This window comes from Peteryoungia aggregata LMG 23059 (assembly GCF_030814435.1).
GTDB lineage: Bacteria > Pseudomonadota > Alphaproteobacteria > Rhizobiales > Rhizobiaceae > Allorhizobium > Allorhizobium aggregatum.
In genome coordinates, this window is the sequence record NZ_JAUSUW010000015.1 from 35940 (window position 1) to 61428 (window position 25489).

At 61.2% G+C, this 25489-nt stretch carries 20 protein-coding genes; 12 read left to right on the forward strand and 8 right to left on the reverse strand.

Annotation, left to right across the window (positions count from 1 at the left end):
* From J2045_RS20155 to J2045_RS20175, 5 genes are all read left to right on the forward strand, one after another.
* Positions 1-1074 carry a BMP family ABC transporter substrate-binding protein gene (locus J2045_RS20155; RefSeq protein WP_166599241.1) on the forward strand — a complete coding sequence of 358 codons (1074 nt, stop codon included), beginning with the start codon at positions 1-3 and terminating at the stop codon, positions 1072-1074.
* A gap of 149 nt (positions 1075-1223) precedes the next feature.
* Entirely contained in the window at positions 1224-1979 is a 756-nt protein-coding gene (locus J2045_RS20160; RefSeq protein ID WP_307376357.1) for a FadR/GntR family transcriptional regulator, read from the forward strand.
* 74 nt (positions 1980-2053) lie between these two features.
* The gene (gene glmU, locus J2045_RS20165) at positions 2054-3424 is read left to right on the forward strand and encodes a bifunctional UDP-N-acetylglucosamine diphosphorylase/glucosamine-1-phosphate N-acetyltransferase GlmU (protein WP_307376361.1); all 1371 of its coding nucleotides are present in this window, start codon (positions 2054-2056) and stop codon (positions 3422-3424) included.
* A 128-nt stretch (positions 3425-3552) separates the two neighbouring features.
* Complete coding sequence (gene glmS, locus J2045_RS20170; RefSeq protein ID WP_307376363.1) at positions 3553-5379, forward strand: glutamine--fructose-6-phosphate transaminase (isomerizing); 1827 nt, start codon at positions 3553-3555, stop codon at positions 5377-5379.
* 102 nt (positions 5380-5481) lie between these two features.
* Entirely contained in the window at positions 5482-6210 is a 729-nt protein-coding gene (locus tag J2045_RS20175) for a DUF502 domain-containing protein (protein ID WP_307376365.1), read from the forward strand.
* 12 nt (positions 6211-6222) lie between these two features.
* Here J2045_RS20175 and recG read toward each other — a convergent pair whose 3' ends face one another.
* A complete protein-coding gene (gene recG, locus J2045_RS20180; RefSeq protein WP_307376367.1) occupies positions 6223-8328 on the reverse strand; it encodes an ATP-dependent DNA helicase RecG in 2106 nt (701 codons plus the stop codon).
* A 96-nt stretch (positions 8329-8424) separates the two neighbouring features.
* Between recG and J2045_RS20185 the strand changes: the two genes are divergently transcribed.
* The 3 genes from J2045_RS20185 to J2045_RS20195 all read left to right on the forward strand — a co-directional run bounded on the left by J2045_RS20185 (position 8425) and on the right by J2045_RS20195 (position 13143).
* A complete protein-coding gene (locus tag J2045_RS20185) occupies positions 8425-8739 on the forward strand; it encodes an FAD assembly factor SdhE (protein ID WP_166599247.1) in 315 nt (104 codons plus the stop codon).
* Positions 8740-8744: 5 nt separating this feature from the next.
* Positions 8745-12248: a transcription-repair coupling factor gene (gene mfd / locus J2045_RS20190; protein WP_307376369.1), complete on the forward strand. Its 3504-nt coding sequence runs from the start codon at positions 8745-8747 to the stop codon at positions 12246-12248.
* A gap of 181 nt (positions 12249-12429) precedes the next feature.
* Positions 12430-13143 (forward strand): DNA helicase, encoded by a 714-nt coding sequence (locus tag J2045_RS20195; RefSeq protein WP_307376371.1) that lies wholly within the window; start codon positions 12430-12432, stop codon positions 13141-13143.
* Between the two features lie 10 nt (positions 13144-13153).
* Here the strand turns inward: J2045_RS20195 and J2045_RS20200 are convergent, their stop codons facing one another.
* The 3 genes from J2045_RS20200 to J2045_RS20210 all read right to left on the reverse strand — a co-directional run bounded on the left by J2045_RS20200 (position 13154) and on the right by J2045_RS20210 (position 16745).
* Positions 13154-14104 carry a DMT family transporter gene (locus J2045_RS20200; RefSeq protein ID WP_307376373.1) on the reverse strand — a complete coding sequence of 317 codons (951 nt, stop codon included), beginning with the start codon at positions 14102-14104 and terminating at the stop codon, positions 13154-13156.
* Positions 14105-14161: 57 nt separating this feature from the next.
* Entirely contained in the window at positions 14162-14833 is a 672-nt protein-coding gene (locus tag J2045_RS20205) for a DsbA family oxidoreductase (RefSeq protein ID WP_307376375.1), read from the reverse strand.
* 97 nt (positions 14834-14930) lie between these two features.
* Positions 14931-16745 carry an extracellular solute-binding protein gene (locus J2045_RS20210; RefSeq protein WP_370873181.1) on the reverse strand — a complete coding sequence of 605 codons (1815 nt, stop codon included), beginning with the start codon at positions 16743-16745 and terminating at the stop codon, positions 14931-14933.
* Positions 16746-17008: 263 nt separating this feature from the next.
* Between J2045_RS20210 and J2045_RS20215 the strand changes: the two genes are divergently transcribed.
* Complete coding sequence (locus J2045_RS20215) at positions 17009-17632, forward strand: invasion associated locus B family protein (RefSeq protein WP_307376379.1); 624 nt, start codon at positions 17009-17011, stop codon at positions 17630-17632.
* A gap of 78 nt (positions 17633-17710) precedes the next feature.
* Here J2045_RS20215 and hspQ read toward each other — a convergent pair whose 3' ends face one another.
* The gene (hspQ, locus tag J2045_RS20220; RefSeq protein ID WP_307376381.1) at positions 17711-18040 is read right to left on the reverse strand and encodes a heat shock protein HspQ; all 330 of its coding nucleotides are present in this window, start codon (positions 18038-18040) and stop codon (positions 17711-17713) included.
* A gap of 87 nt (positions 18041-18127) precedes the next feature.
* Positions 18128-19048 (reverse strand): DMT family transporter, encoded by a 921-nt coding sequence (locus tag J2045_RS20225; RefSeq protein WP_307376383.1) that lies wholly within the window; start codon positions 19046-19048, stop codon positions 18128-18130.
* Positions 19049-19500: 452 nt separating this feature from the next.
* On the opposite strand from J2045_RS20225, the gene J2045_RS20230 reads away from it, so the two are divergent.
* Positions 19501-20358, forward strand: a complete 858-nt coding sequence (locus tag J2045_RS20230; RefSeq protein ID WP_307376386.1) for a hypothetical protein — start codon at positions 19501-19503, stop codon at positions 20356-20358.
* A 279-nt stretch (positions 20359-20637) separates the two neighbouring features.
* Complete coding sequence (locus J2045_RS20235) at positions 20638-21663, forward strand: TAXI family TRAP transporter solute-binding subunit (protein WP_307376389.1); 1026 nt, start codon at positions 20638-20640, stop codon at positions 21661-21663.
* Positions 21664-21809: 146 nt separating this feature from the next.
* On the opposite strand, the gene glnA is transcribed toward J2045_RS20235, so the two are convergent.
* Both glnA and J2045_RS20245 read right to left on the reverse strand, forming a co-directional pair.
* Positions 21810-23219: a type I glutamate--ammonia ligase gene (gene glnA / locus J2045_RS20240; RefSeq protein ID WP_166599258.1), complete on the reverse strand. Its 1410-nt coding sequence runs from the start codon at positions 23217-23219 to the stop codon at positions 21810-21812.
* A 63-nt stretch (positions 23220-23282) separates the two neighbouring features.
* Positions 23283-23621, reverse strand: a complete 339-nt coding sequence (locus J2045_RS20245; protein WP_006727717.1) for a P-II family nitrogen regulator — start codon at positions 23619-23621, stop codon at positions 23283-23285.
* Positions 23622-23972: 351 nt separating this feature from the next.
* Here J2045_RS20245 and J2045_RS20250 point away from each other — a divergent pair, with 351 nt between their 5' ends.
* The gene (locus J2045_RS20250) at positions 23973-25484 is read left to right on the forward strand and encodes an NAD(P)H-hydrate dehydratase (RefSeq protein WP_307376392.1); all 1512 of its coding nucleotides are present in this window, start codon (positions 23973-23975) and stop codon (positions 25482-25484) included.
* Positions 25485-25489: the final 5 nt, after the last annotated feature.

Genomic DNA, 25489 nt, shown 5'->3' on the forward strand with positions numbered 1-25489 from the left:
ATGAAGAACATCCTCCTCGCGCTCGCCGCTTCGGCAGCGGCAATCGTCAGCGTCGCGGCACCTGCCGCCGCCCAGGACAAGACGAAGGCGTGCTTCGTCCATGTCGGTTCGAAGACCGATGGCGGCTGGACCCAGGCCCACGACATCGGCCGCCAGCAGCTCCAGGCCCATTTCGGCGACAAGATCGAAACGCCTTACCTCGAAAACGTGCCGGAGGGCCCGGATGCCGAGCGCGCCATCGAGCGTATGGCCCGTTCCGGCTGCGCCATCATCTTCACCACCTCCTTCGGCTTCATGGATGCGACCCTGAAGGTTGCTGAGAAGTTCCCGGACGTGAAGTTCGAACATGCGACCGGCTACAAGACCGCAGCCAATGTCGCCACCTACAATTCGCGCTTCTATGAAGGCCGCTTCATCAACGGTCAGATCGCCGGCAAGATGTCGAAGACCGGCGTCGCCGGCTACATCGCATCCTTCCCGATCCCGGAAGTCGTCGCCGGCATCAACGCCTTCCTGCATGGCGCCCGCACGGTGAACCCCGAGTTCAAGCTGAAGGTCATCTGGGTCAACACCTGGTTCGACCCGGGCAAGGAAGCCGATGCCGCCAAGGCCCTCTTCGATCAGGGCGTCGACGTTCTGACTCAGCACACCGACACGACCGCTCCGATGCAGGTTGCTGAGGAGCGCGGCCTGAAGGCTTTCGGTCAGGCCTCCGACATGATCGCAGCCGGCCCGAAGGCGCAGCTGAGCGCCATCGTCGATACCTGGGCGCCCTATTACATCAAGCGCACCCAGGCCGTGATCGATGGCACCTGGACTTCGGCGCAGACCTTCGAGGGCCTCAAGGACGGCATCATGTCCATGGCGCCCTACACCAACATGCCTGATGACGTGAAGGCCATGGCGATGGACACCGAAGCCAAGATCAAGTCCGGCGAGCTGAAGCCCTTTACCGGCCCGCTCAACAAGCAGGATGGCACGGCTTGGCTGAAGGAAGGTGAGTCGGCTGACGACGGCACCATCCTCGGCATGAACTTCTACATCGAAGGTGTAGACGACAAGCTTCCGCAGTAATCTGCGAAGATCTATGCAACCTGAAGGGGCGCACATTGCGCCCTTTCTTTTTGAGATCACCTAAAAATACGGAAACACTCAGATACCGACTTCACCAAGATTGGTCTTTCGTATAATAGCCCGCGATACAGTCTGAAATGCGAGGCGGCATGCGTAAGGAAGAAGTTCGCGATCTGAGCGTTGTTACGCATCTTCGCACAAGTCACGCAAAGGTCGTCGAACAGCTTGGACTTGCGATTGTCGGTGGCGACTTCGACATCGGCGAGACGCTTCCCGGCGATGTCGATCTCGAACAGCGTTTCGATGTATCGCGATCCGTCCTTCGCGAAGCCATGAAGACCCTGGCCGCCAAGGGGCTGGTCATTGCAAAGTCCCGCGTCGGGACCCGGGTCACGGAGCGTTGTCATTGGGATATGCTTGATGAAGACGTGCTGCGCTGGCATTTCGAAAGCGGCGTTACCCGCGAGTTCATCGACCAACTCTACGACATCCGCCTGGTCCTTGAGCCCGCCACCGCCGCATTCGCGGCGGCGAGCGCCACTGCCGAAGACTGTGCCGAACTGCGCGGCTATGCCATGCTGCTGGGGTCCCCGGATCTCAGCTGGCGGGATCAGGCCGTAGCCGATCTGCGTTTCCACATCTATCTGACCCTGGTCGGTGGCAATCTGTTCATGGACAGCATGGTGGGGTTCATCAAGGCCGCCCTCGACGGCGCCTTCACGCTCACGTACCAGCAGACAGGCGGTGGGCCCCGCGGCGATGGCATCGTCAACGCGCATCTCGCTATCGTTGCAGCGATCGAGCAGGGCGATCAGAACGGCGCGCGTATTGCGATGGAAACCGTCATCCAGCGCGGCCGCGCGGCCGCGCTTGCGGCGATCGAAGGATCATCTCGTCCCGGCTGATGCGTCTGTTTCCGCTTGCGGCTCCTCTCTGTGGAGGCTAGTGAGATTCGCCTTCCTCATGCCCGGAGCCGTCCATGACCCGCACCTGTCTTGCTGTCGTTCTTGCCGCCGGTGACAGCACCCGCATGAAATCCTCGATGTCCAAGGTCCTGCATCCCGTCGGCGGTCGCCCGATGATCGCGCATGTCATGGCCTCGATTGCCGCATCCGGCGTATCGGATGTCGCGCTGGTGCTCGGTCGCGATGCCGAGAAGGTTGCGGCTGCCGCCGGGGTAGATGGCATATCCGTGGAAAGCGTCCTGCAGACCGAGCGCCTCGGCACGGGCCATGCCGTGCTGATGGCCCGTGCGGCAATCGCCCGGGGTTATGACGAGATTCTTGTCGCTTATGGCGACGTTCCCCTGATTACTGCTGCCCCCCTGAAGGCTGCCCGCGAGGCTCTGTCGGGTGGAGCGGACGTCGTCGTTATCGGTTTCCACACGGCAACGCCGACCGGCTACGGTCGGCTGCTGGTCGAAAATGGCGAACTGGTCGCCATCCGCGAGGAAAAAGATGCGACAGAGGCCGAACGCGCCGTTACCTGGTGCAACAGCGGTCTGATGGCCATCAATGGCAAGAAGGCCCTGGACCTGCTCACCCGCATCGGAAACAGCAACGCCAAGGGCGAATACTACCTGACAGACGTCGTCGAGATCGCCCGTTCGCTCGGGGGCAAGGCGGTTGCCGTCGATGCACCGGAAAGCGAACTGACCGGGTGCAACAACCGCGCCGAGCTGGCGATGATCGAGCGTCTGTGGCAGGAGCGCCGTCGCCTTGAACTGATGATCTCCGGCGTGACCATGATTGCACCTGAAACCGTCTTCCTCAGCCACGACACCGTCATCGGGCAGGACGCCCTGATCGAGCCGAATGTCGTCTTCGGCCCCGGTGTGACGGTCGAAGGTGGTGCCGTGATCCATGCCTTCTCGCATCTCGAAGGTGCGCATGTCTCGGCTGGAGCGACCGTTGGACCATTTGCCCGTCTGCGGCCGGGCGCCAACCTCGCCGAAGGCGCAAAGGTCGGCAATTTCTGCGAGGTGAAGAAGGCCGAGATCGGCAAGGGCGCCAAGGTCAACCATCTGACCTATATCGGCGATGCCTTCGTCGGTGCCGAGACCAATATCGGTGCCGGCACTATCACCTGCAATTATGATGGCGTGAACAAGCACGAAACCCGGATCGGGGCAGGGGCCTTCATCGGCTCCAATTCATCCCTCGTCGCGCCCGTCTCGATTGGCGATGGCGCCCTCATCGCCTCCGGCAGCGTCATCACCGAGGATGTGCCAGCCGACACGCTCGCCTTCGGTCGTGCCCGCCAGGAGATGAAGCCAGGCCGCGCTGCTGTCATCCGCGAGCGCAATCTGGCAATCAAGGCCGCCAAGAAGGCGCAGAAGTCAGCGGGTTAGCCGGCTTCACGAGACGTTATGCTGCGTTGCATTACGAGACGAAACGCAATTTGACCTCACGCACAATTGCCTATTGCGGCGGAACCGCTAGGAACAGTCCGCGTGGTTGATACGAAACGGAGAATTTCATGTGCGGCATCGTCGGCATTGTCGGTAACAAGCCCGTGGCGGAGCGTCTCGTCGACGCCTTGAAGCGGCTCGAATACCGCGGCTATGATTCCGCCGGTGTCGCCACCATCAACGACGGCAAACTCGACCGCCGCCGCGCCGAAGGCAAGCTCTTCAATCTCGAGACCAAGCTCGCCGGTGATCCGCTGCCCGGCAATATCGGGATTGCCCACACACGCTGGGCAACGCATGGCGTGCCGAACGAGACCAATGCGCATCCGCATTTCGTCGATGGCGTTGCCGTCGTCCACAACGGCATCATCGAGAATTTCTCGGAGATCAAGGAAGAGCTCGCTGCCGAAGGCGCCGTCTTCACCACCCAGACCGACACCGAAGTCGTAGCCCAGCTCTTGGCCAAGTATCGCCGCCAGGGCCTCGGTCGTCGCGAGGCAATGCACGAGATGCTGCGCCATGTGACCGGCGCCTATGCGCTCGCCGTCATCTTCAGCGACGATCCCTCGACCATCATGGCGGCCCGCTCCGGCCCGCCGCTCGCGATCGGCTTCGGCGATGGCGAGATGTTCTTGGGCTCGGACGCGATTGCGCTGTCGCCCTTCACCAACCGCATCGCCTATCTCCATGATGGCGACTGGGCTGTCATCGGCAAGCAGGGCGCCCATATCTTCGACATCGACGGCAATCCGGTCGATCGCCCGGTGCAGATCTCCTCGGCCAGCGCCTACATGATCGACAAGGGCAACCATCGCCACTTTATGGAAAAGGAGATCTACGAACAGCCGGAAGTGATCTCACACGCGCTGTCGCATTATGTCGACTTCGCCAATCATACTGTTCGGGACGCGGCAAACGAGATCGATTTCGCCAACCTCCGTGGCCTCGCCATCTCCGCCTGCGGCACCGCCTATCTGGCTGGCCTCGTCGGCAAATACTGGTTCGAGCGCTATGCCCGCCTGCCGGTCGAGATCGATGTCGCCTCGGAATTCCGCTATCGCGAAATGCCGCTGTCGAAGGATCAGGCAGCGCTCTTCATCTCGCAGTCCGGTGAAACAGCCGACACGCTCGCCTCGCTGCGCTACTGCCGCGACAATGGGCTGAAAATCGGCGCGGTGGTGAACGTCAGGGAATCGACGATTGCCCGCGAATCGGACGCCGTTTTCCCCATCCTCGCCGGCCCGGAAATCGGTGTGGCCTCGACAAAGGCCTTCACTTGCCAGCTGACCGTCCTCGCCTCACTCGCGGTCGCTGCCGGTCGCGCCCGCGGCACGCTTGACGAGACGGAACAGAAGCAACTCGTGAAGAGCCTCGCCGAGATGCCGCGCATCATGAGCCAGGTCCTGAACGCAGTGCAGCCGCAGATCGAGGCCCTGTCGCGCGATCTCTCCAAGTTCAAGGACGTGCTCTATCTCGGCCGTGGCACCAGCTATCCGCTGGCGCTCGAAGGCGCGCTGAAGCTCAAGGAAATCTCCTATATCCACGCCGAAGGTTATGCCGCCGGCGAGCTGAAGCATGGCCCGATTGCCCTGATCGACGAAAACATGCCCGTCATCGTCATTGCCCCCTTCGACCGCTTCTTCGAGAAGACCGTGTCGAACATGCAGGAAGTGGCCGCCCGCGGCGGCAAGATCATCTTCATCACCGACGACAAGGGGGCAGCCGCCTCCAAGCTCCCGACCATGGCCACCATCGTTCTGCCCGTGGTCGCCGAGATCGTCTCGCCGATGATCTATTCGATCCCGATTCAGCTGCTCGCCTATCACACGGCCGTCTTCATGGGCACCGACGTCGACCAGCCGCGCAACCTCGCGAAATCTGTCACGGTGGAGTGATCAAGGTTCGGGGCGGGCGACCGCCCCAATTCTTGCTCTTGCGCCGTCGGTGCCGCTCCGGCATTGTCCGCAGCGTTACGGCACTGCACAATGACGGTGGGCATGACCGAAGGTTCTGACAGAATTTCGATGGCCACCCGGCTCAGGAACAACTTCCTCACGGGCCTGATCATCTGTGCGCCGATGGCGATCACCATCTATCTGACCTGGACCTTCATTCGCTGGGCCGACAGTTGGGTAAAGCCTTACCTTCCGGATCGATACAATCCCGAAGCCTATCTGAAATTCGCCGTGCCCGGCACAGGTCTGCTGATCGCCGTTGTCTTCATCACGCTTGTCGGTTTCCTCGGGCGCAATCTCATCGGCCGCTCGATCGTCTCCTACAGCGAAAACATCCTGAACCGGATGCCGCTGGTCCGGACCGTCTACAAGAGCACCAAGCAGATCTTCGAGACGGTGCTGAAGGAGCAGGGCAATTCCTTCAAGAAAGTCGGCCTGATCGAGTTCCCCCGCGCCGGAACCTGGGCACTGGTCTTCATCTCGACGGATGCCAAGGGCGAGATTGCAGCGAGGCTCAACCAGGACGGCGAGGCAATGGTCGCCGTATTCCTCGCGCCGACGCCTGTGCCTACCGCCGGCTTCCTGATGTTCGTGCCGCGCAGCAAGCTGATGCTGCTCGATATGAGCCCGGAAGAGGGCGTGAAGCTGCTGATCTCGGCGGGCCTGGTGACGCCGGACTACAAGCCGACGGTCGCGGACGCCATGGAGGCCTTCCAGGCTCTCGGGGCGGATGACCCGGTCGAGCCACCCAAGCGCGCCGGCCGCTCCTGAACCTCGCCCCACTCACCCCGCATGCAGGAAGCGGATCGCCTCGTCGCGGCGATGCAGGTAAAGCAGCGTCCTGACAGCCTGACCTCGCTCCGAGGTTAGCTCCGGATCTCGCTCCAGCAGATAGGCCGCGTCCTTGCGGGCGATCTCCAGCAGATCGCCATGATGCTCCAGGCTCGCGATCTTGAAGCCCGGCGTGCCCGATTGCCGGGTGCCGAGCAATTCGCCTTCGCCACGCAGCTTCAGATCCTCTTCGGCGATCAGGAAGCCATCCTCCGAATCGCGCAGGATCGACAGCCGCGCCTTGGCCGTTTCCCCGAGCGGTCCCTTGTAGAGCAGGATGCAGCTTGAGGCCTCATCGCCACGCCCGACGCGACCGCGCAGCTGATGCAGCTGGGCAAGTCCGAAACGCTCGGCATGTTCGATCACCATGATCGTCGCATCGGGCACATCGACGCCGACTTCGACAACGGTGGTGGCGACCAGCAGCCGCGTCTCGCCGTTCTTGAAGGCGAGCATGGCGGCATCCTTCTCCGGCCCTGCCATACGCCCATGCACGAGCCCGATCGGCGCCTTGATGAACTGCGCCAGCACCGACTGCCGCTCCTCGGCCGACATCAGCTCGCTTTCTTCCGTCTCCTCGACGAGCGGGCATATCCAGTAGGCCTTCTTGCCCTCCGCGATCGCGGCCCTCAGCCGTTCGATGACATCGGGCACACGCTCTGTCGGCACGGTCACCGTCTGGATCGGCTTGCGGCCCGCCGGTTTCTCGGTGAGTTTGGAAACATCCATGTCGCCGAAGGCGGCCAGCACCAGCGTGCGCGGGATCGGCGTTGCCGTCATCACCAGCATATGTGGCGAGATGCCCTTGGAGGTCAGGCGCAGGCGCTGGTGCACGCCGAAGCGATGCTGTTCGTCGACCACGGCGAGTGTGAGGTTCCGGTAGACAACGGCATCCTGGAACAGCGCATGCGTGCCGATGACGATTTGCGCTTCGCCGGATGCGATCCGCTCCAGGATGGCTTCACGCTCCTTGCCCTTGGTGCGCCCGGTCAGGACCTCAATCTTCAGAGCGGCCGGCGCGCCGAGCTTGGCAAGTGTGGCATGGTGCTGCCGCGCCAGGATCTCCGTCGGCGCCATCAGCACTGCCTGTCCGTCGGCCTCGACGGCTGCTGCCATGGCAAACAGTGCCACCAGCGTCTTGCCCGCGCCGACATCGCCCTGGACCAGCCGCAGCATGCGCTGATCGGAGGCCATATCCTTGAGGATATCGTCGATCGCCGCCACCTGGCTGTTGGTCGGTGTGAAGGGCAGGGCAGCGCGGATCTTGCCGCTGAGTTCGCCCGTGGGCTTGATGGGTGTGCCCGGCACGCGTCTCAGCTTCTGCCTCACCAAGGCAAGTGACACCTGACCGGCGAGAAACTCATCATAGGCGAGCCTGCGTCGCGCCGGCGCCTGCGGGTCGATATCCTTCTCGTCGCGCGGATTGTGCAGTGCCACGAGGCTCTCGCGCACGCTGGCAAAGCCCTGTTTCGTCGCGAGCGGCGCATCCGCCCATTCCGGCATTTCAGGCATGCGCTCGACCGCAGCCTCCACCGCCTTGCGCAGCACCTTGGGTCCGAGCCCCGCCGTCAGCGGATAGACCGGCTCGACCAGCGGCAGGTTTTCCGCCTCGCTCGCCTTCACCATCAGGTCCGGATGCACCATCGAGGCGCGACCGTTGAACCAGTCGACCTTGCCCGAAACCATGACGACTTCGTCGACGGGCAATGCCTTTTCCAGCCAGTTGCCCTTGACGCGGAAGAAGGTGAGCGCCAGTTCCCCCGTCTCGTCATGCAGCATCACGCGGTAGGGCAGGTTGCTCTTGCCCTTTGGGGGCGGCAGATGTCGGTCGACGCGGCCGGTAATCGTCACCAGCGAGCCCTGGTTCGCATAGGCGATGCCCGGCTGATGCCGTCGGTCGATCAGCCTGTGTGGCGCGAGGAAGAGCAGGTCAACCACCCGCGCGTCCTCGGCATCCTCGCGCCCGAGCAGCGTGGCGAGAAGCTGGGCGAGCTTGGGGCCCACTCCGCTGAGCGAGGCCACGGAGGCGAAGAGGGGATCGAGCAGGTGAGGGCGCATGATGATGGCAAAATGCCTCGTTAATTGCCCCTTTGGCAAGCTGACATTTGCCGGTCGCTGCTCTATAGAGGCCCCAAGAATTGGAAGGATGCCGATATGACTGGACTGGTGAAAAGCAGTGCCGACCTCGATCCGCGCCGCCGGCGCATCCTGTTCCGCTGCTGGCATCGCGGTATCCGCGAAATGGACCTTATGCTCGGCCAGTTCTGCGAGGCTGAGATCGAAGGCCTGACCGAGGCCGAACTCGACGAGCTCGAGGTGATCATGGCCGAGGAGGACAATGACCTCGTCCGTTACATCACCGGCGCCGAGCCTGTTCCCGCCCGTCTCCAGACACCTCTCTTCGAACGCATTGCCGCCCTCAGGCCGGATTTCTCGCCGGTCACGGGCGAAGAACACGCTGCAAAGTAACGGATATGTCCCTGATCGATGTGAAGCGGATTGTCGGCGCACAATCCGCCCTGACGCTCTCCCATGTGCCCGACGGCATGGATGCCTTCATCCTCGCCGAACTCGCACGTGAGGGCCGGCCCGTCGCCTATGTCGTCTCCGACGGACAGCGGCTGCAGAACATCGAACAGACGCTGAGCTTCGCCGCTCCCGATATCCCGGTCTTGAGCCTGCCGGCCTGGGACTGCCTGCCTTACGATCGCGTTTCGCCATCAGCGGACGTCTCTGCCCGCCGCCTCTCGGCACTGTCGGGCCTGATTGCGCTGTATCTCAATCCGCATCCAGCGATCGTGCTGGTGACGGTCAATGCCATGCTGCAGAAGGTGGCCCCGGCCGATGTGATCGACAGCCTCGGCTTTTCGGCCAAGCCCGGCAATCAGGTGCGCATGGACGACATTGCCGCACGCCTGGAGCGCAACGGTTTCGACCGTGTCGCCACCGTGCGCGAGGTTGGCGAATTCGCCGTGCGCGGCGGCATTCTCGATGTTTTCGTGCCCGGTGCGGAAGAGCCCGTCCGTCTCGATTTCTTCGGTGACACACTCGAAAGCATCCGCTCCTTCGATCCGGCAAGCCAGCGGACGATCGCGCAGGTCCGTTCGCTTGATCTCAACCCGATGAGCGAGGTGACGCTGACGCCGGAGAGCATCAGCCGGTTCCGCAAGAACTATCTGTCGCTGTTCGGCGCAGCGACCCGCGATGATGCGCTCTATGCCGCCGTTTCCGAGGGACGGCGCTATGCCGGCATGGAGCATTGGCTCCCGATGTTTTACGACAAGCTGGAAACCACTTTCGACTATTTACGCGGCTTCCGTATGGTCACCGACCATACCGTACGTGAGGCAGCCGAAGAACGCGCCAAGCTGATCCGCGACTACTATGAGGCACGTCTCAACAGCGCCACACCCGGCAAGGGCCATCTCGCCCAGGGAACGCCCTACAAGCCGGTGCCCCCAGAGCGGCTCTATCTCGGCGCCAGCGAATTCGGAAAGGCGCTCGACGCCTTCGATCCGATCCGCATTACACCCTTTGCCGAAGCCGGCGGTGAAAGCCGTCTGGTCATCGAGGTCGATGCCCGCCCGACGCCGCGCTGGGCAAAAGCCGCCAACGAGGCTAGTGAAGAGGGCAACCGCGCCAACGTCTTCGGCCAGGCGGTCACCTATATCGCCGACAAGCGCGCCGCCGGATCCAAGGTTGTCGTGTCCGGCTGGTCCGAGGGCTCGCTCGACCGCCTTCTGCAGGTGCTGAACGAACACGGTCTGGAGCGGCTGGTGCCCGTCGCCGCGCTGAAAGACGTCGACAAGCTCAAGAAGGGCGAGGCCGGCACCGCCGTCCTTAGCCTCGAAGGCGGCTTCGAGACAAACAATCTCGTCATCATCGGCGAACAGGACATTCTCGGCGACCGCATGGTCCGCCGCTCCAAGCGCCGCAAGCGGGCCGCCGATTTCATTTCGGAAGTCGCCGGCATCGACGAAGGCTCGATCGTCGTTCATGCCGAGCACGGCATCGGCCGTTTTGTCGGTCTGCGCACCATTGAGGCGGCCGGTGCCCCGCATGCCTGCCTTGAGCTGCGTTATGCTGACGATGCCAAGCTCTTCCTGCCGGTCGAAAACATCGATCTGCTCTCCCGCTATGGCGGCGAGGCGACCGAGGTGCAGCTCGACAAGCTGGGCGGTGGCGCCTGGCAGATGCGCAAGGCCAAGCTTAAGAAGCGGTTGCTCGATATGGCCGGTGCGTTGATCCGCATCGCCGCCGAACGCATGACCCGCTCTGCACCCGTTCTGACGACGCAGGAAGGCCTTTACGACGAATTCGCCGCCCGTTTCCCCTATGACGAGACGGAAGATCAGGAAACCGCGATCGAATCTGTCCGTTCCGATCTCGGCGCTGGTCGTCCCATGGACCGGCTCGTGTGTGGCGACGTTGGTTTCGGCAAGACGGAAGTGGCGCTCCGCGCCGCCTTCATCGCCGCAATGAACGGCATCCAGGTGGCCGTCGTCGTGCCGACAACGCTCTTGGCACGCCAGCATTTCAAGACCTTCTCCGAACGCTTCCGGGGTCTGCCGATCCGCGTCCAGCAGGCCTCGCGCCTCGTCGGCACCAAGGAGCTGAACCTCGTCAAGAAGGAAGTGGCAGACGGCAAGACGGATATCGTCGTCGGCACCCATGCGCTGCTCGGCTCAGGTGTCAATTTCGCCAATCTGGGCCTGCTGATTATCGACGAGGAGCAGCATTTTGGCGTCAAGCACAAGGAGCGCCTGAAGGAGCTAAAGTCGGATGTCCACGTCCTGACCCTTTCGGCAACGCCCATCCCGCGCACCTTGCAGCTCGCCATGACCGGCGTGCGCGAACTCTCGCTGATCACCACGCCACCCGTCGACCGCATGGCGGTGCGCACCTTCATCTCGCCCTTCGATCCCTTGGTTATCCGCGAGACCCTGATGCGCGAGCATTATCGTGGCGGCCAGAGCTTCTATGTCTGCCCGCGCTTGGCCGATCTCGCGGATGTGAAAAGCTTCCTCGACGAGAACGTGCCGGAACTGAAGGTGGCAATCGCCCATGGCCAGATGGCCGCAAGCGAGCTCGAAGACATCATGAACGCCTTCTATGAAGGCCGCTACGACGTGCTGCTCTCGACGACCATCGTCGAATCCGGCCTCGATGTTCCCACGGCCAACACGCTGATCGTCCACCGCGCCGACATGTTCGGTCTCGCCCAGCTCTACCAGATCCGAGGCCGTGTCGGCCGCTCCAAGGTCCGCGCCTTTGCGCTGCTCACGCTGCCGGTCAACAAGGTGCTGACCGCAGGTGCGGAACGCCGCCTGAAGGTCCTGCAATCGCTCGACACGCTCGGCGCCGGCTTCCAGCTTGCCAGCCACGATCTGGATATCCGTGGCGCCGGCAACCTGCTCGGCGAAGAACAGTCCGGCCACATCAAGGAAGTCGGCTTCGAACTCTACCAGCAGATGCTGGAAGAGGCGGTCGCCGAGGTGAAGGGTGTGGACGAAGTGGTCGATACCGGCTGGTCGCCGCAGATCCAGGTCGGCACCTCGGTCATGATCCCGGAAAACTACGTGCCGGATCTGCATCTGCGCATGGCGCTCTATCGCCGCCTCGGCGAACTCGACGATCTCAGAGAGATCGACGGCTTCGGCGCCGAACTGATCGACCGCTTCGGCCCGCTGCCGGTCGAGGTCCAGCATCTCCTGAAGGTCGTCTACATCAAGGCGCTCTGCCGGGTCGCGAATGTCGAGAAGCTGGAAGCCGGCCCCAAGGGCGTCGTCGTCCAGTTCCGCGGCAAGCAATTCCCCAATCCCGCAGCACTGGTTGGCTACATCGCCAAGCAGGGCACGATGGCGAAGATCAGGCCGGATCACTCGGTGTTCCTGACCCGCGACCTGCCGACGCCGGAAAAACGGCTGGCAGGCGCGGCTGTGGTCATGACGCAGCTGGCGGAACTGGCGAAGGGCTGATCTGTCGGCCCTTCCTGTTTTTCGGCGAATCTGTTTAATTTAGCGGTGAGCACGGCCCGTGCCTCCCCCCTCCATTCGGGAAAGCATTTTTCATGCTGGGCGTTGATTGACATCCGAACCGAAGATTCGGGCGCGGCATGAGGAGGGGTTGCGATTTCTGCCCGTCATCAGAGGTAACACGATGACGCAATTCACTCCGTTATTTTATTTGAAGCGCAAGGCACGTCTCATCAGCCGACGGCAGGGCATTCCGCTGGCGGCAGCACTTAACGAGGTCGCCCGCGAACAGGGTTTTCCCAGTTGGAGCCTGCTTGCAGAAAGACGCAGTGCTGCAACATCCAACCGGATGGACTATCGGGATTTGCAAGCTGGTGAACTGGTGCTGGTTGCTGCGCGACCAGGGGAGGGCAAGACGCTGCTTACTCTGCAGATCCTCATAGACGCCATGCGCAAAGGTCAGCACGGCCTGTTTTTTACCTTGGCCTATACCGAACGCGAAGTCCTTGAGCGCATGCATCGGCTTCATGCGACGCCGTCAAAATTCGACGGGCTATTCCAGCTTCATGATTCTGATCGCATCGATGCCGATTACATCATCGCCTCGATGAACGGCATGCCGCGCGGGACTGTAGCGGTGATCGATTACCTTCAGATGCTCAACGAGCGACGGGAAACTCCGGATCTTGAGCATCAGGTTCGTCAGTTGCGCGCCAACGCGAAGGCGAATGGGTTCGTGATGATCTTCATCTCCCAGGTCGATCGACGCTTTGATGCGGAGCAGGGAGGCCTGCCCGGCCATACCCATATCCGTCTTCCCAACCCGCTTGATCTCTCACTGTTCGATCGTTTCATCTTCTTGAACGGTGGAGTGATCGGCGAGGCCGAAGCAGCCTGACAGCGAGTAGTCAGGTACTCTCCCGGCGCGCTTCGCCATCCTCCGGCTTGATCGCCAGCGCCGCGTCCGTCTTGCCGGCCACCGGCGGCGGAAGCGGCGTGTCGCGCTTGCGTTCGCGGATCAGCGTCAAAAGCCCCGACCCGACGATCAGCGCGATCCCGATGCCCATCGGCCAATCGACCTTGTCGCCGAAGACGAGATAACCGAGCAGAATTGCCCAGAGCATCTGGCTGTACTGGATCGGCCCGACGATGGCGGCCGGTGCGTAGAAGGAGGCAAGCATCATGAAAATATTGCCGACCGCCGCCAGGATTCCGAAGGCGGCGAGCAGACCCATGTCATAGGCCCCAGGCATCTGAAAATCTGGCAGAGACAGCGCCCCGCACAGGATGACATTGCCCAGCAGGCCGGCACCGAAGAGGGAAATGTTTTTCTCCTGCGGCCCGATTGCCCGGTAGATCACAATCGACACACCGCCTGCAAAGCCCGAAATCAGGGCGGCCAGATGCCCGATTTCCAGCTCGCGGAAACCGGGGCGCAGAACCATTAGCACGCCGAGGAAGCCGATGACCACGGCGGCCCAGCGCTTCATGCCGACCTGCTCCTTGAGGAAGATCACCGACATGATCGTGGCAAAGGACGGCAACAGGAAGATCAGGCAGAAGGCTTCTGCCATCGACAGCCGGGTAAAGGCGATGATGCTGCCAACCGTGCCGACCGTGGCGCAGACGAAGCGCAGCCACCACAATGGCCAGTTGGTGCTGCGCACCAGGTCCGTGTACCGATCGCCGCGCTTCATCAGGAAGGGGATCGCGAGGAAACCATACAGGCTGCCGATGAAACCCGCCTCGAAGGCTGGCACGCGCCCTTCAACCAGCTTTACGGCAGCATCGCTGAAGGAATAGGCGGCAAAGCAGATGAAGGCGAGCAGAATGCCCTTGAAGGTGGTGTCAGCGGACAAGATGACGATCCCGGGGAGGAGGTTGCCTCACCGGGATACGGGTGTTCGTCAAAACCGTCAATTCAGATTGCGGAGGGCCTCGGCCTTCGCCTTGGCAATTTCGCGAAGCGCATTCGCCAGTTCCGCCGGCGGCTGGGCGCCGCTGACCGCATATTGCTGGTCGAAGATGAAGAAGGGAACGCCGTTGACGCCCATCTGCTTGGCCGCTTCGACCTCCGACAGCACGTGGCTCACGTCGGAATCCCCTGCGAGCAACGATTCGATCACCGGCCGGGACAGACCCGCTTCGGTTGCGATGTCGAGGAGCACTGAAGCGTCGCCGATATTGCGGCCCTGCTCGAAATTGGCCTTGAACAGCATGTCCACGACGCGGGTCTGTACCTCGCGGCTCTCCTGTCCGGCCCAGTGGATCAGGCGGTGGGCGTCGAGCGTGTTCGGGCCGACCTTGATGGCATCGAAGTCGAAGGCGATTCCGACCTCGGCACCGAGCGCCTTCAGATGGGCATGGGCCCGGTCCATGCTATCCTTGCCGCCAAGCTTCTTGGCCAGTTCAACCTGCTGGTCAACGCCTTCAGGCGGATAATCGGGGTTCAGCTGGTAGGGACGCCAGTTGATGTCAACGCTCACTTCGTCCTGCACCTCGGCGATCGCAAGCTCCAGCCGCGCCTTGCCGAGATAACACCAGGGGCAGACCACGTCGGATACGAGGTCGATGGTGATGCGGTCCATTTTACAGTCCTTTCTGGCCGTGTGATGGGTCGTCCTTAAAGCAAAGCGGGCCGGAGACAAGCTCCAGCCCGGAAACACAGCGTCAAACGCTTGGGGCTTACTGCACCCGCGCGTCGAACCAGGTCGGGCGCTGATAGCCGTAGAGCGGGGCAGTCTCTGGGCGACCGATATGCTTCCAGCGCGCCACCCACTGCTCGCCGATATGATAGAGCGGCACCACATAGTGACCGGCGACCAGAAGCCGGTCATAGGCACGGACGGCAGCCTGGAAATCGGCGGGATCACGGGCCTGCAAGAGCGCCTCGATCATGCGATCAATATCCGGATCGGCAACACCGGCATAGTTGAAGCTGCCCTGGGCATCCCTGGATTCAGAACCCCAGCGATTGACCTGCTCGGCACCAGGCGAGAGCGACGAGGTGTAGGACATGATGACCATGTCATAGTCGAAGCTGTTGGAACGCGCCTGGTACTGGGCGTCATCGACCGTCCGGATCGCCATGTCGATCCCGATCAGCTTCAGGCTGCGCTGGAAGGCGATCGCCATCTTCTCCTGGCCCTCGTTCTTACTCATGACCTCGAAGGAAAGCGGTTTGCCGGAGGCATCGACCATCTTTCCGCCCTCGATCTTGTAGCCGGCCTCGCCGAACAGTTTCACCGCCTTGGCCAGTGCCTTGCGGTCGCCGCCCGAGCCGTCGGTCGCCGACTGGGTATAGGTCCCCGCCAGGATCTCCGGTGAGAGCCTGTCCTTGGCGGCCCCGAGAAGCGCCAGTTCCTTTTCATCCGCCGCGTTGCCGAAGGCGCCGAGCATGGAATTCTGCCAGTAGCTCTGCGTGCGGGTAAAGGCATTGCCGAAGAGCGTCTTGTTCATCGATTCGAAATCGAAGGCGGTGCTGATCGCCTCGCGCAGCTTCACATCGGCAAAGATCGGACGACGGGTGTTGAAGACGAAGCCCAGCATGCCGGAGGGAAGGCCCGGCTTGAAGGCCTCCTTCACCACATCGCCATTCTTCACGGCCGGGAAGTCATAGGCGCGCTCCCAATGATTGGCGTCACCATCGGGATAGATGTCGATATCACCCTTCTTGAAGGCTTCGAACAGCGTCGCTTCCTGCAGGAAATAGGTGACGCTGATCTCGTCGTAATTGTCGAAGCCGACCTTCGAGGGAATGTCCTTGCCCCAATAGTCGGGATCGCGTGCCCAGGTGACCTTCTCGCCGGGCTTCAGCTCCTTGATCTTGTAGGGACCCGATCCGACCGGGATGGCGAGCCCGCCCTGGTCGAAGGTCGCAGGATCAATCGCATGCTGCGGCAGGATCGGGGTCGACAAAGCGAAGATCAGCGGCGTCTCTCTGTTGGCCTTCTCGTTGAAGGTGAACTTGATGCCGTGATCGCCGACCTTCTCCATCTTGGCGACCGCATTCAGCCGGCCGTTGAAGGGCGGGCGGCCCTTGTCTCGCAGCAGTTCGAAGGTGAACATCACATCTTCGGGAGTGACCGGTTTGCCATCATGCCATCTGGCCTTTGGATTGATGTTGAACTGCACATAGGTACGGTCCGCATCCCATTCGACGCTTTCGGCCAGCAGGCCGTAGAGCGAGAAGGGCTCGTCTGCCGAGCGCGTCATCAGCGGCTCATAGAGCAGATTGCCGAATTCCGGATCCCAGACGCCGCGTGCCGTGGTGCGCATGCCCTTGAGCACAAATGGGTTCAACGCATCGTAAGTGCCGACCACGCCGTAATTGACCTTGCCGCCCTTTTTCACGTCCGGCATCACGTATGGGAAATGCGTATAGTCGGCAGAGAGCGCCGGCTCACCATGCATGGCGATGCCGTGTAGGGGATGCGCCTGTGCGACGGTGGCAAAAGGCAGCAGCAAAAGACTGAACAACAGACGGCGCAAGGTTGTGATCCTCCCCGGAATAGAATCTCGAATGTGCCGGGACGCTAGCACAATCACCATAAAACCAACACAAGCGGGTGGGATTTAGGCTGGGTGAGTCGATCCAGTGTCAAAGAAATGCTGGATATTCCGGTCGCCACACTGTAACAGGTGAGCCGGATCGCGAGGTCATGTATTTGCCTCATTTGAACGACAGGTGAGGGCAGACAAGACCGGCGAATGACGCGGCACCAAAGTCCGCGCGACAGGGGTTTTCAGGAGACGGAATACGTATGATGTTCAAACTTAGCAACGCAACGCGGACGGCTGTGTCTGCACTCGCACTGTCCTTCGCCGCCACCGCCATGCCGGTTGTCGCCCAGGCGCAGGAAGCGGCCCCGTCCAAGTGGTTCAAGACCTGCTCCAAGCAGGAAGAATCCGACGTCTGCGTGGTCCAGAACCAGCTCGTGGCGGCCAATGGCCAGCTGATCACCGCCGTTGGCCTGATCACGGTCGAAGGCAAGGTCAACCGCAAGCTGCTGCAGGTCACGGTTCCCTCGGCGCGCCTCATCCCGCCAGGCGTCCTGATGCAGATCGACGGCGCCAAGGGCACCAAGCTCGACTACGCCGTTTGCCTTCCCGACCGCTGCACGGCCGAAATCCCGCTGACGGATGCGATCATCGACAGCCTGAAGAAGGGTGGCGAGGTTGTGTTCACCTCGATCAACTTCCGCCGCGCGCCGAACCCGATCAAGATCCCGCTGAGCGGCTTCACTGGGGCGTTTGACGGCGAAGCGATGTCGCAGTCGCAGGCTGAAGAGCGCCAGCGCCTGCTGCAGGAAGCCATGCAGAAGAAGCAGGAAGAGCGCAACAAGGCGATCACCGACGCCCAGAACGCTGCCAAGCAGGGCAACTGATCCGCTTTACAGGATTGAAATGCAAGAAGCCCGCGTCATCAGACGCGGGCTTCTGTGCGTTCGGGTTCGGCCTATCTTTCAGTGGGCGAAGTTCATCTTCGGCTTGTAGCGCCCGACCTGCTCCATCTCAAAGATCTGCTGGATCTGCGGATTGCGCAGTGGCTCCTTGCTCTGGTCGCGTTCCAGGTTCTGCTCGGAGACATAGGCCACATATTCCGTCTCGGAATTTTCCGCGAGCAGATGGTAGAAGGGCTGGTCTTTGTGCGGGCGCACTTCGGCCGGGATCGAATTCCACCACTCCTCGGAATTCGCAAATTCCGGGTCAACATCGAAGATGACGCCACGGAACGGAAAGACCTTGTGCCGTACGACGTCCCCGATACCAAATTTAGCGCTTCGTTGTTTCATGGCTTGACTTCCTTTCCCTGACATATTTGGGAAGAAACCCCGTTAAAATCAAGGGATGGTGTGTGATCGCGCGGCCGGATGCCACACCTAGGCCGGCTTGCGGCCCGGGGCGGTTGCGAGAATCAGGCCACCTGTTACGAGCACGATGCCGACGGCGTGGTACGACTCGAAATGCTCACCGAGAAAGACGACAGCCATGACGATCGACATCGGCGGCATCAGGTAGAGGGTCATTCCGGCGATCCCGGGCCCAAAGACCTGCACCGCGTGCTGGAAGCAGTAGAAGGCTGCGAGTGAGGCGAAGAGGATGATCCCGGCGAGCTTGGCGAATTCCATCGCGGTGTCGGGCAGGGGGCCTCCCGATGCCATCTCCATCAATCCCGGCGGGATGAGGACGATCGCGCCGGACAGCGCGAGAAGGGCAAACAGCGCAAGCGGCGGCATCTCGCGCACCGAAGGACGTCGCAGCAACAGGGAATAGGCGGCAAAGGCGATGGCCGCCACCAGGATCGCAAGGTCACCTCTATTGAAAGTGAGCTCCAGCAGCGCCTCGGGATGTCCCTTCAGGACGATCGCGACGACGCCGGCAAAAGCAATGATCATGCCCGCGAGTTCGAGGCGCGTGATGGCCCGCTTCTGGAAAAGCCACTGGAACAGGATGATGAAGAGCGACGATGTGGTGTAGATCAGCGTCGCATTGGATGCGGTCGTCAGCGTCAGCGCCCAATAGACCACACCGCCGCAGATGCCCATCCCGAGGATGCCGAGGGTCAGCCAGAGTGCGGTGTGATTGCGGACGAAATTCAGGCAGGCCTGCCGCTCCTGCCAGATGAACGGCGACATGAGAATGGCAGCACCGACCCAACGCAGAAGCGCGGTGGTGAACGGCCCAACCTCGCCTGTAATGCCCCGGCCAAAAATCAGGTTGGACGAAAAAAACAGTGGCGCCAAGAGAAACAGCAGCCAGTCATAGAGTCGGGGGCCGGATGTCGGGTGAGAAGCTGGCATGGGCATCGCTGATGGCGGAGTGAACGCTAGCACCAGTGCTAGCGTGCCACCGCGCCGCTTGAAAGCACCATTTCCGCCAAACGGGACACCTGGGAACGAAAAAAACGCCGGCGGATCTCTCCGCCAGCGTGTGATGGCCAAGAGACTGGATGATCGGGGCGGCAAAGATGAAAATAAGAACGTTATAATAAATCGAAACACACTTCGGATCTAGCAAGTGTCCAGCTTAGTCCATGTGCCATTCGTCACAGCCTGAGGCAGTGAACATATGTTTTATAGTAGAACTTTAACGATTCATACACCAACACGATCATAAAAATGGCAAAATTCAAATTTGCAATCCAGAACAGTATTTCGTTGATTTGAACTAAATTAGAGTATCCTTTTGGTTTGGCGCCTGCAGGTCGGTGGTGCGCAGAGTACTTCGCTAAGGACACTGCAAACAACAAGGGGTGAAGCAGTTGCGTACTCGTTGGGAAGAAGACCCTGAGACGGCCCAGAGCCATCACCGCAAGTTTAGCATCCTGCCCCTGGCGCTCGGGCTGGCGGTGCCTGTTGCATTCATTGCTGGCGCTGCCATCACCAGTTTCATGAACATGCCTCAAAGCAGCGCGGAAGAGGCCCTTGCGCAGTCTGGCGGCGGGCTTGACGGCCAGTTGTGGACGGTCGATGAGCAGAAGCGCTGTGCCGCCACGGTCGAGACGGCGCGTGCGGATATTGTCAGCTTACGCCAGCAACTCGAAACGTTGCAGTCCCAGGTCATCTCCGTAACACGCGAGAAGGTGGAGGCGGAGCAGAAAATGGCTTCGGCTCTGGCGGAGAAGGCTGCGACCGAGGCCGGTGCTGCGCGCGTGATGACCGTCAGCGCCTCCGCCGCGACTGATGCGCCGGTAGATGCGGTCAGTCCTCTGGTGCCGGTGTTGCAGCCAGATCCCTCTTCGGCGCCGTCGGGCAATGGATCCGGATCAGCGCCGCCCCCAGGAAGTGTTCAGCCAATCTCGGATGTCAGTGTCCCGGATGCGTCTAAGCCAGCCCCTTCGGCGGAGGTGATGGCTGCGGTCACGGATCAAGCGCCGGATCTTTCAGCCAGCACCAGCGGTGCGTTGTCACCGCGCTCGTCGCTCGCGGTCTCCGACGCCATGTCCAGTGCGGCGGGCCTTGATGTGTTGTCTGCGCCTCAGCGACGAGACCTGGAGGCGAGCCTTGTGCGGGGCGAGTGCGTCTCTGACAGCTTGTTCGAAGCCTTCAATAGCCGTGTTCCGGTCGTCCCGTTGCGCGACCTTATTCGCAAGCTTGATAGTGAATGCTGATCCAAAGCAGGTGACTGTCTGGCGGCACATGGCCGCTGAGACGGCTTCTGTCAGTACAGTCTGGATCAGCTGCAATTTTATCTGAACACATGCGTGTTGAACCGGGGCCGGCCGGGTTCCTGTGTTTATCTCTGTCGCGTTTTCCAGGGTGTGTTTGCGTTCAGCATACCCTGCGGTGACGCGAGAATGCACCGTGAGACCAGCAGAACAGCAAACAGTAACTTGATCTATTGAAGCAGCATCTGAAGCCATAATCGTCGTGACTGGGAGGATTGCCCTGTGAAATTATCGAGCCTTTCCGTGCTAACCATGACCATGTGTGCCGGCCTCCTGCCGAGCTCCGTTGAGGCGCAACAAGCAGAACGCAACATCATGGCGAGCAGGCCTGGCGGGACCCATTGGCCCTTCGCGCAGGACATTGCCACCCTGGGCAAGAAATGCGGCCTCGATTTGAACCTGGTGGAATCCGGTGGCTCTCTGGAAAACTTCTTCGGCGTCCGCAACCGCCCCAACACGCAGTTCGGCATCGTGGCCGCCGACGTCTTGAATTACATGAACTCCTACAAGAGCCAAGATGCGGACGTTCGCTCGGCGGTCCAGGGCATGCGCATCATGTTGCCGCTCTACGACGCCGAAGTGCAGGTCGTGGCCCGCTCAGGTATAAATTCTCTATCGGATCTCGCGGGGCTCCGTGTGGGGGTCGGGCCGGAAGACAGTGCGGCAAATCTGACCGGCCAGCTGATATTCGATATTCTCAAGGTCAAACCGAGCGAGCTGGTCAAGGGCTCGAACGACGACATGATCGAGCTCCTGCTGCAGGGCGAGATCGACGCCTTGTTTCGCGTTGCAGGCGCCCCGGTGGAGGCCTTTACCGATGGTCGCCTCGATGAACGCTTTCATATCGTGCCGATTACCGAGAGCGTTCTGAAGGCGAGCTACAAACCGACGACGCTCAGGGCAGGGCTCTACACGTTTCAGCCGACGGCGGTGGATACGATTGCCGTGAAGACTGTCATCATGACCTATGAATATGGGTCAAAGAACAGCGCCTACTACCAGAACTCGTGCAAGGTAGTGTCGGACTTCACCAAGCTGATCGTGGATAACATCGATGAGCTGCGGCGAACCGGGCATCCCAAGTGGAAGGAAATCGACCTGACGGAAATTCCCCAGGGATGGACTGTCGGCGACTGCGTCCGCAGGGGGCTTGAGCCGACCTATCAATTGCAGTGCCTTCCCCCGAAGGTCGAGGACAGCGCAAACCAGGAATATCTGGATCTTCTGCGCAAGCACATGAAAAACTAGTGTTCACGCGTCGCCCGCTCATCCGGGCATTGGCCCATGAGTGGCCAGGTTGTCTCCCAGGGCAGCCTTTCATCACGCTTCGTGTCCAAACAAAACAAGCAGCGCCAAAGCGCTGCTTGTTCTGATCTCAGTGTAATGTCTCTAGCTCAGGCCGAGTAGTACATGTCGAATTCGACCGGATGCGGGGTCATTTCGAAGCGCATGACTTCCTGCATCTTCAGTTCGATGAACGAATCGATCTGGTCGTCATCGAAGACGCCGCCGGCGGTCAGATACTTGCGATCCTTGTCCAGGTTTTCGAGCGCTTCGCGCAAGCTGCCGCAGACCGTCGGGATCTTCTTCAGTTCCTTCGGCGGCAGATCGTAGAGATCCTTGTCCATGGCCTTGCCAGGATGGATCTTGTTCTTGATGCCGTCGAGACCGGCCATCAGCATGGCAGCGAAAGCGAGGTAGGGGTTCGCGGTAGGATCCGGGAAGCGGACTTCGACGCGCTTGGCCTTCGGGTTGGAGCCGAAAGGAATGCGGCACGACGCCGAACGGTTGCGGGCCGAGTAGGCGAGCAGAACCGGTGCTTCATAACCCGGGACCAGACGCTTGTAGGAGTTGGTCGACGGGTTGGAGAAGGCGTTGATCGACTTGGCATGCTTGATGATGCCGCCGATGAAGAACAGGCAGCTTTCCGAGAGACCTGCATATTCGTCGCCAGCGAAGGTCGGCTTGCCGTCCTTCCAGATCGACATATGCACATGCATGCCCGAGCCGTTGTCGCCGAAGATCGGCTTCGGCATGAAGGTCGCGGTCTTCCCATAGGCATTGGCGACCTGATGCACGACATACTTGTAGATCTGCATCTTGTCGGCATTGCGCACCAGCGCGTCGAACTTGATGCCAAGCTCGTGCTGGGCCGCTGCCACTTCGTGGTGGTGCTTTTCAACGACCACGCCCATTTCGCCGAGAACCGTCAGCATTTCGGAGCGCATGTCCTGCAGGCTATCGATCGGCGGAACCGGGAAGTAACCGCCCTTGACGCGCGGACGGTGGCCGAGGTTGCCGGTCTCGTAGTCGGTGTCGTCGTTCGACGGCAGTTCGGTCGAATCCAGCTTGAAGCCCGTGTTGTAGGGGTCGGCCTTGTACTTCACGTCGTCGAAGACGAAGAATTCGGCTTCCGGACCAACGAAAATGGTGTCGCCGATGCCCGATGCCTTGAGATAGGCTTCGGCCTTCTTGGCAGTGCCGCGCGGATCGCGGTTATAGGCTTCGCCCGAAACCGGATCGAGAATGTCGCAAAGGATGACCATCGTCGACTGGGCGAAGAAAGGGTCCATGTGGACGGTTGCCGGATCCGGCATCAGCACCATGTCGGACTCGTTGATGGCCTTCCAGCCGGCAATCGAGGAGCCGTCGAACATGACGCCATCGGCGAACATGTCTTCGTCAACACAGGCAATGTCCATCGTCACATGCTGCAGCTTACCCTTGGGATCGGTGAAGCGCAGGTCGACGAACTTGATGTCGTTGTCCTTGATCTGTTTCAGGATATCGTTTGCGGTCGTCATATTGTTATGTTCCTCGCGTGAGCTGACGATGTAAACCCGACCTCCCTAGGTGTCGGGCTCCGATTAGATAGCGTCGATACCGGTTTCGCCGGTTCGGATTCGGACGACTTCTTCGACGTTCGAAACGAAGATTTTTCCGTCCCCGATACGGCCCGTCTGGGCAGCGTTGCGGATGGCGTCGATCACGGCCTCCACGTTCTCGTCTGCCAGTACAACTTCGACCTTCACCTTCGGCAGGAAGTCCACGACATATTCGGCGCCACGATAGAGCTCTGTATGGCCCTTCTGGCGACCGAAGCCCTTGGCTTCCGTCACGGTGATACCTTGCAGGCCGACTTCCTGAAGGGCTTCCTTCACTTCGTCGAGCTTGAAAGGCTTGATGATCGCTTCGATCTTTTTCATGAGAAAATTTCTCTCCGCTTCCTCAGTAAAGCAGGATGAGCCCCGCCCGCCGGGCTGGATGCAGGGAATGTGCCAGTTTTTCGCGAAAATTGCGCGAAATCTGCCTCCTCCTCCGTCCGACAAGGCAAATCTCCAGCAAAATGCCCGGAAAAGCCAGCCCGTTTCGATCAAAATATCGATTTTCGCCAATCTTTTTTCAGGAGCCGCCGGCATGCTAAACCGCTGTCCTCCTTGCGCAATTTCGAATGTAAAAGATCTAAAAAGAGGCAAATGCACGAAAAGTTGGCACAGTGACGTGCCTAAAATAGTGCAGCGTTGCGCAATGGGTGGAATGTGCTCTAACCTCGGCCCATGACCAGCCATAGCCGCAGCCCCAGCCTCAGTCCAACTCCTACGCCCGAGATCCTTTTGACACCTGATTCCATGGCGCGTGTCGACGTGGCCGCCGCCCGTTCGGGTTTGGACAGCTTTGGGTTGATGTTGCGGGCAGGGGAGGCGGTGGCCGCCGCTGCGCTGCGCCGCTTCCCGGGGGCGCTGCGTTTCCTCGTCCTTTGCGGACCGGGCAACAATGGCGGCGATGGCTACGTGACCGCCTCTGCCTTGTCTCGCGCCGGCGCGACCGTTCTTCTTCATGGTCTGGCCGAGAGCTCGGCGCTCAAGGGTGATGCTGCCCGGGCGCAATCTCTGTGTGGTCTTCCGGTTCTGTCGCTTGATCGCTTCGCGCCACTCAAAGGCGATGTGGTTATTGATGCGCTTTTCGGTGCGGGTCTGACGCGTGACCTGCCGGAAGCGGCCAGGGTCTTGATCCGCACAGTTCGCGACGCAGGCTTGCCGGTGATCGCCGTTGATCTCCCCAGCGGCATCGACGGGGCAACGGGCGAGATCCGAGGGGATGCCTTCGAGGCGGTCAGCACTGTGACTTTCATGACCCGCAAGCCCGGGCACATCCTCCTCCCCGGGCGCTTGCATTGCGGCGCGCTCGAGGTCTTCGACATCGGCATTCCCCGCCGGATCGTCGAGGCAGAGGCGCGAGCGCTCTGGATCAATGGTCCCGGCATCTGGAACGGCCACGCCCGCGCCTTATCAGCACAAGATCACAAATACCGCCGCGGGCACGTGACCGTGTTTTCGGGTCCGTACGCTGCAACCGGGGCAGCCCGCCTGTCGGCTGACGCCGCGCTCAAGGCCGGCGCCGGGATTGTGACGCTCGCCTCGCCGGCAGACGCACTCGCCATCAACGCCGCCCATGTCACGGCCGTCATGCTGGCCCGCATCGATACGGCGAGCGACCTCTCTGCATGGCTGTCGGATGCTCGCCGTAGCACTTTCGTGCTCGGCCCCGGTTTCGGGGATCTCGATCGGGCGCGCCGTTTTGCCGTGATGGTCGCAGAGGTGGGCCGCAGGCTGGTTCTGGATGCTGACGGGATCTCGGCCTTCAAGGCGAGTGCCGACCAGTTGAGAGGGCTTTTCGAGGCTCATGCCCCCCGTCTGGTTGTGACGCCGCACGAAGGGGAATTCCTCCGCCTTTTTCCTGATATCGCCGCCGATCAAGGTTTGGGCAAGGTCGGAAAGGCTCTGTCCGCCGCGAAAGCCCTGGGCGGCATCGTCGTCTACAAGGGGGGCGACACAGTGATCGCGTCTCCGGACGGACGAGCCGCCATCGAGGAAAACGCCCCCGCGACCCTCGCCACGGCCGGATCCGGCGATGTGCTGGCCGGCATTATCGGCGCAAGGCTCGCAAACGGCATGCCGGCCTTCGAGGCGGCCTGTGCGGGTGTTTACCAGCACGGTCAGGCCGCGATCAGCGCCGGACATGGCCTGACGGCAGAGGATCTCGCAGCCCATATCCTTGTGGATGGATGACGTCT

Excerpts from the sequence above, each read along its gene's own strand:
- J2045_RS20215 (WP_307376379.1), top strand. The coding sequence starts at position 17,009 with ATGATGTTCAAACTTAGCAACGCAACGCGGACGGCTGTGTCTGCACTC.
- J2045_RS20160 (WP_307376357.1), top strand. The coding sequence starts at position 1,224 with ATGCGTAAGGAAGAAGTTCGCGATCTGAGCGTTGTTACGCATCTTCGC.
- J2045_RS20225 (WP_307376383.1), bottom strand. The coding sequence starts at position 19,048 with ATGCCAGCTTCTCACCCGACATCCGGCCCCCGACTCTATGACTGGCTG.
- J2045_RS20155 (WP_166599241.1), top strand. The coding sequence starts at position 1 with ATGAAGAACATCCTCCTCGCGCTCGCCGCTTCGGCAGCGGCAATCGTC.
- J2045_RS20245 (WP_006727717.1), bottom strand. The coding sequence starts at position 23,621 with ATGAAAAAGATCGAAGCGATCATCAAGCCTTTCAAGCTCGACGAAGTG.
- J2045_RS20195 (WP_307376371.1), top strand. The coding sequence starts at position 12,430 with ATGACGCAATTCACTCCGTTATTTTATTTGAAGCGCAAGGCACGTCTC.
- J2045_RS20205 (WP_307376375.1), bottom strand. The coding sequence starts at position 14,833 with ATGGACCGCATCACCATCGACCTCGTATCCGACGTGGTCTGCCCCTGG.
- hspQ (WP_307376381.1), bottom strand. The coding sequence starts at position 18,040 with ATGAAACAACGAAGCGCTAAATTTGGTATCGGGGACGTCGTACGGCAC.
- glnA (WP_166599258.1), bottom strand. The coding sequence starts at position 23,219 with ATGACGACCGCAAACGATATCCTGAAACAGATCAAGGACAACGACATC.
- glmU (WP_307376361.1), top strand. The coding sequence starts at position 2,054 with ATGACCCGCACCTGTCTTGCTGTCGTTCTTGCCGCCGGTGACAGCACC.
- J2045_RS20185 (WP_166599247.1), top strand. The coding sequence starts at position 8,425 with ATGACTGGACTGGTGAAAAGCAGTGCCGACCTCGATCCGCGCCGCCGG.
- J2045_RS20250 (WP_307376392.1), top strand. The coding sequence starts at position 23,973 with ATGACCAGCCATAGCCGCAGCCCCAGCCTCAGTCCAACTCCTACGCCC.
- glmS (WP_307376363.1), top strand. The coding sequence starts at position 3,553 with ATGTGCGGCATCGTCGGCATTGTCGGTAACAAGCCCGTGGCGGAGCGT.
- recG (WP_307376367.1), bottom strand. The coding sequence starts at position 8,328 with ATGCGCCCTCACCTGCTCGATCCCCTCTTCGCCTCCGTGGCCTCGCTC.
- J2045_RS20175 (WP_307376365.1), top strand. The coding sequence starts at position 5,482 with ATGACCGAAGGTTCTGACAGAATTTCGATGGCCACCCGGCTCAGGAAC.
- mfd (WP_307376369.1), top strand. The coding sequence starts at position 8,745 with ATGTCCCTGATCGATGTGAAGCGGATTGTCGGCGCACAATCCGCCCTG.